Origin of the sequence: Flagellimonas chongwuensis (assembly GCF_013376415.1) — a bacterium.
In the GTDB taxonomy this organism is placed as follows: Bacteria; Bacteroidota; Bacteroidia; order Flavobacteriales; family Flavobacteriaceae; genus Flagellimonas; species Flagellimonas chongwuensis.
The window spans coordinates 618,881-633,619 of record NZ_WYET01000004.1 but is presented as its reverse complement, the minus strand read 5'-3'; the positions used below and the strand labels follow the sequence as shown (position 1 = coordinate 633,619).

12 protein-coding genes are annotated in these 14,739 nt (G+C 41.1%); 8 read left to right on the top strand and 4 right to left on the bottom strand.

Going from position 1 to position 14,739, the window contains the following annotated elements:
* The 6 genes from speB (at position 1) to trxB (ending at position 5,928) form a co-directional block, all read left to right on the top strand.
* A complete protein-coding gene (gene speB / locus GUA46_RS09980; RefSeq protein ID WP_108244717.1) occupies positions 1–936 on the top strand; it encodes an agmatinase in 936 nt (311 codons plus the stop codon).
* The gene (locus GUA46_RS09975; protein WP_176620363.1) at positions 929–1,903 is read left to right on the top strand and encodes a deoxyhypusine synthase family protein; all 975 of its coding nucleotides are present in this window, start codon (positions 929–931) and stop codon (positions 1,901–1,903) included. The genes speB and GUA46_RS09975 overlap by 8 nt, the downstream gene beginning before the upstream one ends.
* A gap of 2 nt (positions 1,904–1,905) precedes the next feature.
* Positions 1,906–2,214, top strand: a complete 309-nt coding sequence (locus GUA46_RS09970; protein ID WP_108244535.1) for a hypothetical protein — start codon at positions 1,906–1,908, stop codon at positions 2,212–2,214.
* A 28-nt stretch (positions 2,215–2,242) separates the two neighbouring features.
* Complete coding sequence (locus GUA46_RS09965; RefSeq protein ID WP_108244536.1) at positions 2,243–3,028, top strand: RMD1 family protein; 786 nt, start codon at positions 2,243–2,245, stop codon at positions 3,026–3,028.
* A gap of 13 nt (positions 3,029–3,041) precedes the next feature.
* A complete protein-coding gene (gene rimK / locus GUA46_RS09960; protein WP_108244537.1) occupies positions 3,042–4,412 on the top strand; it encodes a 30S ribosomal protein S6--L-glutamate ligase in 1,371 nt (456 codons plus the stop codon).
* Between the two features lie 547 nt (positions 4,413–4,959).
* The gene (gene trxB / locus GUA46_RS09955; protein ID WP_176620362.1) at positions 4,960–5,928 is read left to right on the top strand and encodes a thioredoxin-disulfide reductase; all 969 of its coding nucleotides are present in this window, start codon (positions 4,960–4,962) and stop codon (positions 5,926–5,928) included.
* Between the two features lie 77 nt (positions 5,929–6,005).
* Here the strand turns inward: trxB and GUA46_RS09950 are convergent, their stop codons facing one another.
* Positions 6,006–6,449, bottom strand: coding sequence for a hypothetical protein (locus GUA46_RS09950; RefSeq protein WP_108244539.1), 444 nt, complete (start codon positions 6,447–6,449; stop codon positions 6,006–6,008).
* Between the two features lie 296 nt (positions 6,450–6,745).
* On the opposite strand from GUA46_RS09950, the gene GUA46_RS09945 reads away from it, so the two are divergent.
* Both GUA46_RS09945 and GUA46_RS09940 read left to right on the top strand, forming a co-directional pair.
* On the top strand, positions 6,746–9,913 hold the full coding sequence (locus GUA46_RS09945; RefSeq protein ID WP_176620361.1) for a SusC/RagA family TonB-linked outer membrane protein: 3,168 nt from the start codon (positions 6,746–6,748) through the stop codon (positions 9,911–9,913).
* A gap of 11 nt (positions 9,914–9,924) precedes the next feature.
* Positions 9,925–11,316 carry a SusD/RagB family nutrient-binding outer membrane lipoprotein gene (locus GUA46_RS09940; RefSeq protein WP_176620360.1) on the top strand — a complete coding sequence of 464 codons (1,392 nt, stop codon included), beginning with the start codon at positions 9,925–9,927 and terminating at the stop codon, positions 11,314–11,316.
* Between the two features lie 72 nt (positions 11,317–11,388).
* Here the strand turns inward: GUA46_RS09940 and GUA46_RS09935 are convergent, their stop codons facing one another.
* From GUA46_RS09935 to GUA46_RS09925, 3 genes are all read right to left on the bottom strand, one after another.
* Complete coding sequence (locus GUA46_RS09935; RefSeq protein WP_176620359.1) at positions 11,389–12,591, bottom strand: C40 family peptidase; 1,203 nt, start codon at positions 12,589–12,591, stop codon at positions 11,389–11,391.
* A gap of 64 nt (positions 12,592–12,655) precedes the next feature.
* Positions 12,656–13,699 (bottom strand): aminotransferase class I/II-fold pyridoxal phosphate-dependent enzyme, encoded by a 1,044-nt coding sequence (locus tag GUA46_RS09930; RefSeq protein ID WP_176620358.1) that lies wholly within the window; start codon positions 13,697–13,699, stop codon positions 12,656–12,658.
* A complete protein-coding gene (locus tag GUA46_RS09925; protein ID WP_176620357.1) occupies positions 13,699–14,709 on the bottom strand; it encodes a dipeptide epimerase in 1,011 nt (336 codons plus the stop codon). The genes GUA46_RS09930 and GUA46_RS09925 overlap by 1 nt, the downstream gene beginning before the upstream one ends.
* Between the last annotated feature and the right edge of the window lie 30 nt (positions 14,710–14,739).

The window sequence follows — 14,739 nt, the reverse complement described above, 5'->3', positions numbered from 1 at the left end:
ATGAAAACAGAAAAAACTTATGCCGGAATTCCAAAGGAATACGGTTCGGCCGAAAAGGCTAAAGTGGTATTGTTGCCCGTTCCTTACGATGGTACCAGTACTTGGGGCAAAGGTTCGGACAAAGGTCCAGAAGCTTTCTTGGAAGCCTCCGAAAACATGGAGACTTATGATATCGAGACCGATAGCGAAGTGTACAAACAAGGAATTTATCTTGCAGATGCGATAACCGAGTTGGATTCCCCTGAAGAAATGGTAGAGGCTGTTCATACAACGGTCAAAGATTACATTAAACGCAATAAATTGGTTACCATGATAGGTGGTGAACATTCCATTTCCATAGGAGCTATAAGGGCGTTCAGTGAATGTTTCGAGGACTTAACTGTGCTTCAGCTAGATGCCCATACCGATCTTAGAAAGGAATATTTGGGATCCAAGTACAATCATGCCTGCGCAATGTACGAGGCCAAGGAAACCACAAATCTGGTTCAAGTTGGGATTCGTAGTATGGATTATACCGAAACCTTGGTAATGGACAGGGACAATGTCTTCTTTGCTCACGAAATGATTTCCGATGATTTTTGGATGGACTCTGCATTGGACCTAATGACAGATGATGTATATATAACATTTGACCTCGATGCACTAGATCCATCAATAATGCCATCAACGGGAACTCCGGAGCCAGGTGGACTTTTCTGGTACGAGACCCTTGACTTTTTAAAAAGAGTCTTTAAAGAAAAAAACGTGGTCGGTTTTGATATTGTGGAGTTATGCCCCAACAAAAATGATAAATCATCCGACTTTTTAGCAGCGAAACTGTATTACAAGATGTTGAGCTACAAATTTTCAAACAATAATGAATTCATGGATGAAAACTTTGAGGACGATGACGACTTCAAAAAATCCAAAAATAATTTAGAAGATTACGATGAGTAACAAAGGAGAAATATCACAATTTATACAAAAATACTTTCTGCACTTTAACTCGGCAGCCCTAGTGGATGCCGCCAAAGGGTATGAAGACCAATTGAACAAGGGTTCCAAAATGTTGGTGTCCCTTGCCGGAGCGATGAGTACCGCGGAACTAGGGAAGATATTTGCCGAAATGATCCGTACTGACAAGGTTCACATTATTTCGTGTACCGGGGCTAACCTTGAGGAGGATTTAATGAACCTTGTGGCACATTCCCATTACAAAAGAGTTCCAAACTATAGGGACCTTACACCACAGGAAGAGTGGGATTTGTTGGAAAACGGCCTTAACCGCGTAACCGATACCTGTATTCCGGAAGAAGAAGCTTTTAGAAGATTGCAGAAACATATTTATGATATATGGAAAGACGCCGAAGAAAAGGGTGAGCGCTATTTTCCACATGAATATATGTACAAGCTCTTGCTATCTGGTGTCTTGGAGCAGTATTATGAAATCGATATCAAGGATTCTTGGATGTATGCAGCTGCCGAAAAAAACTTGCCGATCGTAGTGCCAGGATGGGAAGACAGTACCATGGGCAACATCTTCGCCAGTTATGTGATCAAAGGCGAGTTGAAGGCAAGCACGATGAAATCAGGTATCGAGTATATGACCTTTTTGGCCGATTGGTACATGAACAATTCAGAAAAGGGCATTGGCTTCTTCCAAATAGGTGGGGGTATTGCCGGAGACTTTCCGATCTGTGTTGTGCCTATGCTATATCAGGATTTGGAACAGACTGAAACTCCGTTTTGGAGTTACTTTTGCCAAATCAGTGATTCCACCACAAGTTATGGATCATACTCAGGTGCGGTTCCCAACGAAAAAATCACTTGGGGCAAATTGGACATAGACACACCCAAATTTATTGTAGAATCAGATGCGACCATTGTGGCGCCTTTGATTTTTGCTTACTTATTAGACATGTAACCATGAGAAAAGGACAAACCCCCGTTTTAAAACGTGTAATCGTTGATTATAAAAAGTTGGATAATAACATACTCAACCTTCTTGTTGAGAAATTTCCCGATGGTTATGACGACGATGATATAGTAACATACAGAAACGCCAGCAACGAAGTAGTGGAATGTGTTGAAGTGAGAACAGAGGACACTGCTTATCTTATAAAAGTGAGCAAGCGTCTGGTAATGGCCATGGAGGATTTTGATGATTCGGACAATGACGACAGCGAAGATTCCGATTTGGATACCGATGAACTGGAAAGTTCCGAAGAAGAATAACCTTGTTGGTTAGACTAACTTATTAAAGATGGAATCAAAAGCAATGGCGCTTCACCTCGCTGCGAGCATCAACATACCTGCTTGCAGGAACGCCTTGAGCAAAGAACTGGTTTATGGAGATCGTGATGAACTTTTTTATTCCGATGCATCACGTTACCTTTATATTTTCAGATATGGTGTAGTTTCCTTTTTCGGATACGCTGAGAACGAAATATCAGAGATTTTGATGGAAATCAAGCCATTTTGTGAAGAATGGCGTCAATCGGATATTACGGAGACCATGGATATGGAACTCGTTTCTGATCGAGAAAAGGCAACAATAGATAATGATAAGGTTATACTGCCAAAATCTAATGTAGAAGGTATACGTTTGGCTTTGTTGCATCTATCCCAGTCAGTTGCCTTGGATTATTTTGCCGGCCTTTCGGAACAAGCCATGAAAGAGACTCGGCAGCACACCACCTATCTGGAACAAAATGGCAAATTGGACTTGGGAGGAAAGAAGTTGAAGCGCCACATTGCAAAAGTGTTGAACATCAACAACCAAATTTCCGAGAACCTCTATATTTTTGATTCACACGAAGTAGTGTGGGAAGATTTGGAACTGGACCGACTGGACAAGGGCCTAAAACAAATCTTTGACCTCAAGGAAAGGTACCGAAATATAAAGGAGCAAGGTATTGTAATCAAAGAGAACCTTAGTCTGTTCATGAATATTATGGATCATAGGGAAAGCAGTAGACTGGAATGGATCATTATTATTTTGATCTTGGTCGAGGTGGTTGACCTGTTTATAATGAGATTAATCAGTTAAATAAATAGTTGTTTTGGACGATTTAAAAATATTGGGTAGCGAAGAATGGTGTCGTTTTGATGATTTAGGGATTCCGGCCATAAAGGCAAGAGTGGATTCCGGCGCAAAAACATCATCGATTCAAGCCAGTAAAATAAAGGTTTTTAACAAAGGATTGGAAGAATGGGTCCGGTTCGAGGTGAATCCCGTTCAAGATAATAGAAGCATATCCATATTATGTCAGGCTAAATTGGTTGATGTCCGTAATGTAAAAAGTTCTCAGGGCATCGCGGAGGAGCGTCCCGTAATAAGAACGTCGGTCAACATTGCAGGAAAGAGTTATGAAATAGACCTGACCTTGGCCAATAGGGACACTATGGAGTACCGTATGTTGCTGGGACGTGAGGCTATGAACGATAGGTTTTTGGTGAATCCTTCCGAAAGCTTTATTCAGGGCGATATTACTGAGGAACAACTGGAACAAAAATACAAGCCCTATACCACCGAAAAAAAGGGGTTAAGAATCGGACTTTTGGCCAGTAATCCAAACCTTTACAGTAACAAAAGAATCATTGAGGCAGGCGAGATGCGCGGGCATAAAGTGGTTTTTTTGAACGTGGAGCATGTATATATGAAATTGGATGCATCCACACCCGAAATCAGATATCGTGGAGGAAATATTTTAGACAAGTTCGATGCTGTTATTCCAAGGATAAAACCTGCGGTTACCTTTTACGGCTGTGCTCTGTTACGTCAATTCGATACCCTCGGGGTTTATTGTTTAAACTCAGCGGATTCCATAGGTAGGTCGAGGGACAAGCTTTTTGCATCCCAATTGTTTTCCAAAAACGATATTCACATACCCACAACTGGTTTTGCCAAATCACCGATGGATACCAAAGACCTTATTCGCATGGTCAGTGGTGCCCCTTTGATTATTAAATTGTTGGAGAGTACTCAGGGCAAGGGCGTTGTGTTGGCCGAAACCAATAAGGCTGCCGAGAGTGTGATTAATGCCTTTAAAAGCGTACAGACCAATATCTTGGTTCAAGAATTTATTAAAGAAGCCAACGGACATGACATCCGTTGTTTTGTTGTTAATGGTAAGGTTGTGGCCTCCATGCAACGCACGGCGCAAAAAGGAGAGTTTAGGGCGAATATTCACCAAGGGGGAGCGGCATCTAAGGTCAAAATAACCCCCGAAGAGCGCAAACTGGCCATAAAATCTGCAAAAGTATTCAATTTGGACGTTGCCGGTGTGGACTTGATTAGATCCAATAAAGGACCTCTACTTTTGGAGGTGAACTCATCACCAGGATTGGAAGGTATCGAAAATACCACAGGAAAAGACATTGCCAATGTAATGATCGAAACCATCGAAAGAAAGTTAAAATATAAGCACTAAATAGCTTAATCAATTCAATTTGTTGAAAATCAACAGATTGTTGTTTTTGTAAATAACTTCCTACGCAGACCTCGAAAATCACGAATATAAATTGAAAAGGGGCATTCGTTAAACCAAATGCCCCATTCGTAAATTGTACCCATAAAAAATCACATAGCCGTTGTATGTTTGTCCCAGTTAACGCTAAGCTTTTAAGCTTTCGTTATAAACCTTAAATAGGATGGGGTGATTATGGGGTACTTTGTGTTCTTAACCTTAATATCTTATTTGCAAAAAGGTTTACGTTGCTCCAAGGGGTTTTTGAGGTTGAGCCCCTTGGTTGTAACGGTTTTCTAAGATCAAATATATGTTCCCATAAATTTGACCTACTTTTTCGGAAAAGAGCCGTTTTTACGGCTCTTTTTTATTTGGATGAGCTCAAAATGATAAACGCCTAACTTCTCATTCACAATTGTTCACATCTTTTTAGGAAGCGTAGAAAACCAAGGGTGTAAGTTTTTGTACAAAAAACCTACTTTTGTAATGTAACATTTCAGGAAGAAGATATATGTCAGAACAAGTGGAAAGAATCAAAACATTGATTATTGGATCGGGACCGGCAGGGTATACTGCAGCCATTTATGCCTCAAGGGCAGATTTAAAACCAGTAATGTATACAGGGCTGGAGCCCGGTGGGCAATTGACCACAACAACAGAAGTGGATAACTTTCCCGGATACCCAGAAGGGATTGATGGGCCTACCATGATGATGCAATTGCAGCAGCAGGCCGAACGTTTCGGTACCGAAGTAAGAATAGGAATGGTAACGGCAGTTGAATTAAGTGATGAAGTAGGGGGAATCCATAAAATTACGGTGGACGATTCTACGGAACTCGAAGCAGAAACGGTAATTATATCAACAGGGGCATCAGCAAAATATTTGAATTTGCCCAGCGAGCAACGCTTGCGAGGTGGAGGTGTATCTGCATGTGCCGTTTGTGATGGCTTTTTCTATAAAGGTCAAGAAGTGGCCATAGTCGGAGCAGGGGATACTGCTGCAGAGGAAGCGTCATACTTGGCGAATATATGCTCCAAAGTCACCATGTTGGTGCGTAAGGATCATATGAGAGCATCCAAAGCAATGCAACATAGGGTAAACAGTATCGATAATATTGAAATCCGTTACAACACGGAAGTAGATGAAGTTCTTGGAGACCAAGTTGTGGAAGGACTAAGAATTGTAAACAATGAAACGGGAGAGAAAGAAGAGATTTCTATCACAGGATTGTTTATAGCCATAGGGCATAAACCCAATACCGACGTGTTTAAAGGACAGTTGGACATGGATGAAACTGGCTATATTATTACCCAACCTAAATCTACTAAAACAAATAAGCCAGGTGTTTTTGCAAGTGGTGATGCACAGGACAAAATATACAGGCAAGCAGTAACAGCCGCTGGAACAGGCTGTATGGCCGCTTTGGATGCAGAGCGCTACTTGGCAGCTGTAGAGAGCAAGGAAGTGTTGGCCTCATAGCAAGTTGATTATATTAATGCTGGATATAAAAAAAGGCACTGAAATTTCAGTGCCTTTTTTCATGATTGTAATTGTGTTTAATCAATCCGCTTGTAATTTTCTGAAAATGTTCTGTTTCCGTCAGAATCAACTGTGATTTGGCTGAAGGTGTCTTCTTTGAGAATAAGTTCGAAGGTAAAGTTTCGCATGGTATCCAATGCTTTCATCATATCATCGTCACCATATTCGATTACTTCTATCAAAGAATTGTCCGTAACTCTATAAGATCCATAGCCAAACCTTCCATTAGGATCGTCCGGAACGTATCGGGTCCACATAATTTTTTCCTTGGAGTACATTTTAACCTGTCTGTATCCATCCGATTTTTCTATGGTATCTATAACGTTTTCCCCGTCATAGTTGTAAAAACTTTGAAGCTCCCATGTTCCTTCAATAGTTGGGTCCTTTGGTTCGTGCTCCGTGAAACTTCCTGCTATCACGAAAACGAAAACAAGAGTGAAAAGTAAAACTAATTTTTTCATAATGCCCTACTTTTAAGGTTTAATAAGTCTCTAAAAGATAGGAATAATTTTTGATAAAATTAAGTTTTTGGGCGCTTAACTTTAACATTTTCACAATATTCAAAAGACATCTCGTACAATGCAGAAACTAAAGAACAAGGTGTGTTATGATATATTTTCAGAAAATAGGGTTACTATTTGAAGATACTTGATTCAATGGTCTGAAATTATCAATAATCAAACATTTCTTTGTTAAAATGTTTGATTTGTAAAAAAAAATAACCACTTTTCGCCCTTATTCACTTAAACCTAACCTAATGAAAAGCATGTTTTTAACGTTTGCTGCAATGCTCTTATGCATTGTCGCATATGGTCAAACCATTACGGGTACCGTGTCCGATGTATCAGGGACACCATTACCAGGTGTGACCATAGTGGTGGGTGGTACAAATATTGGAACCACTACTGATTTTGATGGAAATTATTCCATAAATGCCTCTAGCGGGCAAGTATTACGATTTTCCTATATAGGGATGAAGGCAAAAGATGTTACCGTAGGTCCCGAAACCACAGTCAATGTTGTTTTGGAAGAAGATTCCACACAGTTGGATGAAGTTGTAGTAACCGCCTTGGGCATTTCAAGGGATAAAAAGTCGCTGGGTTATGCCACACAAGAGGTCGATGGAGATAATTTTAATTTGACCAATGAGCAAAATGTTTTGGGCTCCCTTTCCGGACGAGTTGCCGGTGTGCAGGTAACTGGAGCTTCCGGGGCTAGTATGGGAGGTACCCAGAAAATCAAAATTAGAGGTGTAAACTCCATTAGTGGAGGAGACCAACCGTTAATTGTTATTGATGGAACCCCAATTTCCAACGCTAATTTCTCTGGGAGTGATCAAGCGGATTATGGAAACCTTGCGCAGGACATCAACCCGGCAGATATTGAATCTGTCAATGTGCTGAAAGGACCGGCTGCATCCGCATTATATGGAATCAGGGGGCAGTTTGGAGTTATAATGATTACTACCAAAAAAGGCAAGAAGGGAGTCAAGGACGTTAATGTACAGATTTCATCTTCAGTTTCACTGGAATCCACTTATAATTTTATTCCCTTGCAAAATATGTACGGGGGCGGTTCCAGTCAGACTTTTAGAGAGCTGGATAATGGTCAACCTTATGTAGATATGAGTGTTGATGAAAGCTGGGGCCCTCTAATGGATGGTACTCCCGTTCGCCATGTCTTCAGTTTCTATCCGCAAGATCCTGAATATGGACAGCTTAGGCCTTTCGTACCGCAACCAAACAATGTCAAAGATTATTATAGGACAGGTGCCACCTACAACAATAGTGTGTCCGTTACCGGAGGTAATGAGAATACCTCTTTCCGCCTAAGCGCAAATGACACGCGTATTGAGGGAGTTGTTCCAAATACATACCTTAATAGAAATAACATTGGTTTGAGCGCAAGTTTAAACCTGAATGAAAAAGTTACTGTTTCCAGTAATATGAACTATGCCAGGAATGAAGGGCAGCGTCCGGGGCAAGGTTCGGAATATGGTGCAAGTTACATGGTACAATGGTTCCAGCGTAATTTGGATATGAACAGGTTGAGGGATTATCAATATGATGATGGCACATTTTTACATTGGAACCTGAGCCGCCCGGATTCAGAATCTGGCCAGATTTCTGATTTTGACCCGCTCTATTGGAACAATCCATATTTTGAGGTGTATGAAAACAACAGTAACGATAGACGGGATCGATTCTTTGGAGATATAGGAATTTCTTACAAAATTTTACCAGAATTGGAAGTGAGTGGATTTATCCGTTCGGATATGTATACCCAAAATATAGAAAATAGATCTGCCTTTGGAGGTAGAAGGGTACCTTCCTATTCCGTGGGGAAATATCAGAATAGGGAGTTCAACTACGAATTTTTGGCACAATACAAAAATTCTTGGGGAGATTTTTCCTTTGATGGTAGTATAGGTGGAAACATTTATGATAGGCGTTATTCCTATCTTTCAATGGGTACTGTCGGCGGACTTTCTACACCGGGCTTCTACAATATCGATGCATCCATAGATAGGCCGAATACCACATCCTACCTATTGGAAAAACAAATACGAAGCTTGTATAGTTTGGTATCGTTCGGATACGATGGAACCTACTTTATAGATGCATCCATACGAAATGATAATTCGTCGGCATTACCAGAGGATAATAATTCATATTGGTATCCTTCTTTATCGGGAAGTATTGTTTTTAGTGAATTGTTGAATTGGGAACCGTTGTCGTTCGGTAAGATCAGGGCCAGTTATGCGCAGGCAGGATCAGATTTGAACCCGTATCAGACCAGCACCGTTTATGGTGTGGGAACGGTTTATGATGGCATAAATACATTGTTTGTGCCGGATAATTTGAACAACCCCAACATTAAACCATCATTCTCTAATTCTTTTGAAGCTGGAATCGAATTGAATTTCTTCAAAAATCGATTGGGCTTTGACTTTACTTATTATGAGCAAAAGAACAAGGATCAGATTATCAGTTTGGATGTTTCTGGAACCAGTGGGTATAATTCCAGTATCATCAATGCAGGTTTGATCGAGAACAATGGTTTTGAGCTATCAGTGAATGCCAATCCCATTAGATCCAACTTCTTTTCATGGGACTTTACCTTTAACATCAATAAAAATGAAAGTGAAGTTGTGGAACTCGCACCGGGCATAGATGTTTATACCTACGATTCCACTACCTACTCGAGCGTTACAAGTTATTTGAACTCCTACGAAGGAAAGCCGTTTGGTAGTTTGGTGGGGCAAGCGTATGAAAGGGATGAGGCAACAGGAATGATGTTACTTGGTGATGATAACATGCCATTGTATACCGATGCCACCCATGATTTTGGTTCGGTATTGCCAGATTTTAACGGAGGAATTCAAAATAATTTCAGGATTGGCCAATTCAATATTGCAGCAATGATTGATTTCCAAGCTGGAGGACAGTTTTTCAGTAGATCAAAAATGTTGTCCGTAAGAACAGGACAAGATGCCTTGACAGTTGCCACAAATGATAACGGTATGAACGTAAGAGACGCCGTTGAAGATGGAGGCGGTGTTAAGGTCACCGGTATTTCTGAATCGACAGGTGAAGAGGTAACCGCATATGTGGACGCCCGTTCCTATTACAGAAATGTGGTCGGAAGAAGAATTTATGAAGAATGGTTGTATGATGCATCCTTTATAAAATTGAGGGAAGTAAGGGTTCAATATAACCTAGGTGATAAGATTATGAATAAATTACCTTTTAAAACAATGAGTCTTTCATTTATAGCGAGAAACCCCTATATGATTTGGCAAAAAGCTCCAAGGGGCATAAACCCATCAGAGATTTCAACAGGGGCCCAGTCCATAAGTTGGTACGAGTCAGGCCAATTACCTTCGGTAAGATCATATGGCCTTAACCTAAACCTAACATTTTAAAAGGATATAAGATGAAGAAGATATATATAATAGTTTTGTCAGCTTTTTTAGGGGTAAGTTGCAGCGATTTTGACGAAGATATCAACCAGAATCCCAACCTACCTAATCAAGCATCGGGAACGCAGCTTATTGCTCAGGCGCAACTTTCTTTGCCAGGTTTGAGCTCATCCCCACAAGGAGAATTTATGGCCCAATACTTAGCGGAGACCCAGTATGTGGGTGCATCGCTCTATCCTGAACAGAGTACCAGTTTTTATGGATGGTATTATGGTCCGTTGGCAGATTTGGAAGCGGTTTTGAATTCCGAGGAACTCAATGGAAACGATGGGCCCATAAACAATCAAATTGCGGTAGCCAAGATTCTAAAAGCTTATTATTTTTGGAATATAACCGACCGATGGGGAGATGTTCCCTACAACGAAGCATTACAGGGAGTCGATAATTTCACCCCAGTGTATGACTCACAGGAATCCATTTATGAAGATTTGTTTGCAGAACTAAAGGAAGCTGTGGATCTAATTGAAAGCGGTAACATAGCCAACGACATTATTTATAATGGAGACATGGGAAAATGGAGAAAACTGGCTAACTCCATTAGAATGCTTATGGCTCTCCGTCTTTCGGAAGTTGCACCCGCCGTTGCTGAAGCGGAGTTCAATGATGCTATGGAAGATGGCGTGTTGGAATCAAATGACGATAATCTTGTGTTCCAGCATTTGGCAGAAGCCAACAACCAAAATTATTGGTTCGGACAAATTGTAAACCAAAATAGGGAATGGTGGGCCCTCACGGAAAATCTGGTTGCAGAAATGCAGCCCGTTGACGATCCCAGACTTCCTGTTTATGGAAATCTGACGAGAAGCTCCGGGGAATATATTGGACTACTGTTCGGCGAAGAAGAGAATATTGGAACAGAAGAATATTCGTTGTTGGGAGATGCTATTTATGCGCAGGACGCTCCTGTTCAATTACTTACCTATGCCCAAATCCTTTTTGCACTGGCCGAAGCCGCTACTCCTGAAAGAAGTTGGATAGCAGGTGATGCCGCTTCCTACTATGAGATGGCAGTGGAACAATCCATATTGCAATGGACAGGAAGTACGGATGGTGCAGCCGAATTTTTGGCACAACCAGGGGTTACTTATGATGCTTCGATGGCCATAGAACAGATTTCCACTCAACGTTGGGTACATTTGTTTATGTTCGGGTATGAAGCTTGGTCCGAATGGAGAAGAACAGGCTATCCCGATATAATGGTTTCCCCAAATGGTGTTGAAGTACCTTTAAGACTAAGTTATCCGGATAACGAAGGCTTTAATAATGAAACCAATTATAATGATGCGGTCCAACGCCAATTTGGAGGGGACGATAGTATTCACGAATCACTTTGGTGGGATCAATAAATTAACACATTTATCGTGAAAATTAAAGGCCATCCGATCGGATGGTCTTTATATTTATAGGTTGACACTGTGTTAAAAAACATCCTCTTTGGTCAGGTACAATAGCCCTTCACCTGTTTCATTTAAAATCCGCTTGGTGCGCAGGTAACGATTATAATTGTACTCATCAAAATTATCAGAATCTTGGTCCATAGTGCTTATATGAACATTTCCTGCCGAGTGGATAAACTTATTGTCCCCAATCCACATTCCCACATGGATTACGCGTTCCGAAGTGGAATCAGTGGCTTTGCGTCCAAAGAACAAAAGGTCTCCGGCAATCAGTTTGTCAAAATCTTTTGAATCGTCAACCAAAGTTCCTTCATGAATCTGTTGTGAAGCATCTCGGGGGATGATCATTCCGTTCATTAAATAAACAGTTTTGGTAAAACCACTACAATCCACACCTTTGGTGGAAGTACCTCCCCATAAATAGGGTACACCGAGCATTGTTTTGGAGGTCTCGACCAAACTTTCCTTCGTAAATGCCAAGCCGGATTTCCATTCGTTAAAAGTGTTAGCTTCCTCTTTTGGCAGATATGCTTCCCGTCCATCCGGATATTTTATTTGATAAAAATTGCCGCTGTCGGTAATCAAACTGAAAATATTGCCAGCCACTACATCGGAAACGACTTCAGAACCAACATCAGCTGAGGTGTAAGACTTCCCATAAGTATTCGTATAAATTGCCTTGTCAGTTGCTTGCCAGGCATCAAAGTCCTCCTTGTTCATCAATTCAATACCGCCACCATCTACCCATCCAAGATAGTTGTCTGGAGTTTGTATAAGGTACCAGCTTCTCTCTTTTTGATATACGTTAAGGGGCATTCCCAAGGTACCCTGTGTGACCAATTCGGCAGAATGGGCAGGTTTTGACCTCAGGTTGGCAACGGAATTATTGATTACCCCGTAAATCATTCCCTCTAACTTTTGTGAGGGCAATACCTCAATACTGTCCGTGTATGCTATTTTTTGGGAATCCAACTCTTTTTTAAAAGCACTCAAGGCTTCTGGAAGGTTGGTTTTGCCCTTTATAACATAACCAGAAGAATTCTTCTCAGATTGAATATCAAAAAGAGCTACGCGCTTGTCTGGTGCATAGGTTTCTTTCACCGAGTTTATAATTGAATCAACTTTATTTGCTTCTTCGGCTTTCTCTTGTTGACATGATATACAAAGAAGGCTTGTCAATGCTAGGTGTAGCATTCCAGTTTTTAGGGAGTGGGTAAATTTCATTCTGTGAGTTAGTATTTAAAATGTGTTGGTATTCGCAAATTAATCAATAAAAGAGAAATGCTTCTCAACTAACATGCTCATTAACACTTCTAATCAATTTTTCAATGTCGTTTTTGTTATGATAGGCGCTAAGCACAATACGACTTACCAAAGGCCCATTTTCATCAGGATAATTGAAGTTGGTAAAAACAAACCCATCTTTGTTCAAGGCTGTTGCCATTCCGATATTCTGAAACTCAAAAGTAGGATGTCCCTCCATATGCGAGAAAAAAGAAGGGTTTTTCAGTAAACTTATAAAATACCTGTGGTTTTCCTCAAGTATTTGCAAGCGTTCGGAATATATTTGTTCGGCCCCCAACAGCGTTGCCATAAATGCTGGTGATGCAGGACTTGCCCCTCCATAAAAAGGAGTGTTTATGAGGTTTTCAATCGCGACTTTATCACCAAACACTGCTCCTGCCTGTATGCCAAGCGCTTTTCCTAAGGAACAGCATACAAAAAGATTCGCCGGCTTCAATTTCTTTAGGGTTTGATAACAACCATTCCCATGATTTCCAATAATGCCAATACCATGTGAATCATCGCCCACTAGAATTACCTTTTCCAAAGGCAGTTTTTGCAAATCCTGAAAATTAGGAAATTGTTTACCGGAAAAATCTATGGTGTCAAAAAGAACTACAGGCAATTTCTCGGAATCTGTTGCCGTTGACACAGCGTTTAAAAGCTGTTCAAAGTCCCTGGCTTGTTCCACACCATTTATTAATAGTGCGGTGTGGGCATTGGGAGCCGCAAATACGGGATGGCCCTGGCCCAATAGCTTGTGTACGACCAATTGCGCTCCCAAATAGCCGCTGGACATGGTCAAACAACGTTCACTGCCAACCCAGTTCGCTAAGTGATTTTCAGCTTCTTCGTAAATGTCCAATTGTACATTCGATTTTCTGGAAGCCCCATAATGCAGTCCGTATTTGGATACATTTTTTAAATACAATGTTTTGAACGGTTCATAGTTTTGCAAACCTAAATAGGAGGTACCCCCAAAATATAAATGGAGTTTTCCGTTCACTAGGATTTGTCTATCAGGTATGCTTTGAATGGGATAGGCCATTAGAGCAATTCTATGCCGCTACCGGGTAACTTGGGGAACACCACTTTTCCACCTTCTAAAATTTCAACACCTTTGGCGATATCACCTTTTAGGAGCATGGCACCATCCATATCCACATAATCCAACTGTGGCAATAGTTGTGCAATGGCAGAAATGCCTACTGTAGACTCTGTCATGCAGCCCACCATAAGTTGTAACCCAAGCTCTCGCCCTTTTTTGATCATGCGAAGGGCAGGGGTGAGCCCCCCGCATTTGGTCAATTTAATGTTAATACCGTGAAAATAACCTCCGCATTGTTCCACATCGCTCTCTATAATACAACTTTCGTCGGCGATGACCGGAAGAACGGATTGCTCCTTCACCAAGGACATTCCTTCCCAATCATTGGCCTTGAGTGGCTGTTCCAAAAACTCTACGCCAAGTTCCTTCAATAACGGCGCATTCTTAATGGTTTCCTCTGCGCTCCATGCGGTGTTGGCATCTATCCTGAAAATGCTATCGGTGTGTTTGCGCAATTCGCGAACTATGGCAACATCATCCGAAGTTCCCAACTTAATTTTATACAACGGCCATGGTTTCTCTTGGAGTTTGGCCACCATTTTATCGATGGTGTCTATTCCGATGGTATAGTTGGTCATTGGATACTTCTCGTTGGAAGTTCCCCAGATTTCGTAGAGCGGTTTGCCCTTTAGCTTGCCATAAAGATCGTTCGCGGCCAAATCCAAGGCACAAAGCGTAAATTTATGAAGGTCGAGTGACTCCAAAAACTCGTAAAAGTTTTCGGGAGAGTCAAATTCATAATTTTCAATTTGATCTTGGACCGCTTCTATTTCGGCCATCATCCCTTCAATGGTAATTTTATAATACGGATTGGAAGTGGCTTCCCCAAAACCCGTTTTTCCATCTAGAGAAAGACAAACGATCAAGGTGTCTTGCTCGTCCCGGGACTCTCTGGAAATGGTAAAGGTATGTGCTAGTTGAAGGATATATTTTTTGAGCTTTATCTGCATAGTTTTTTGGTATTGTAATCATGCTAAGAT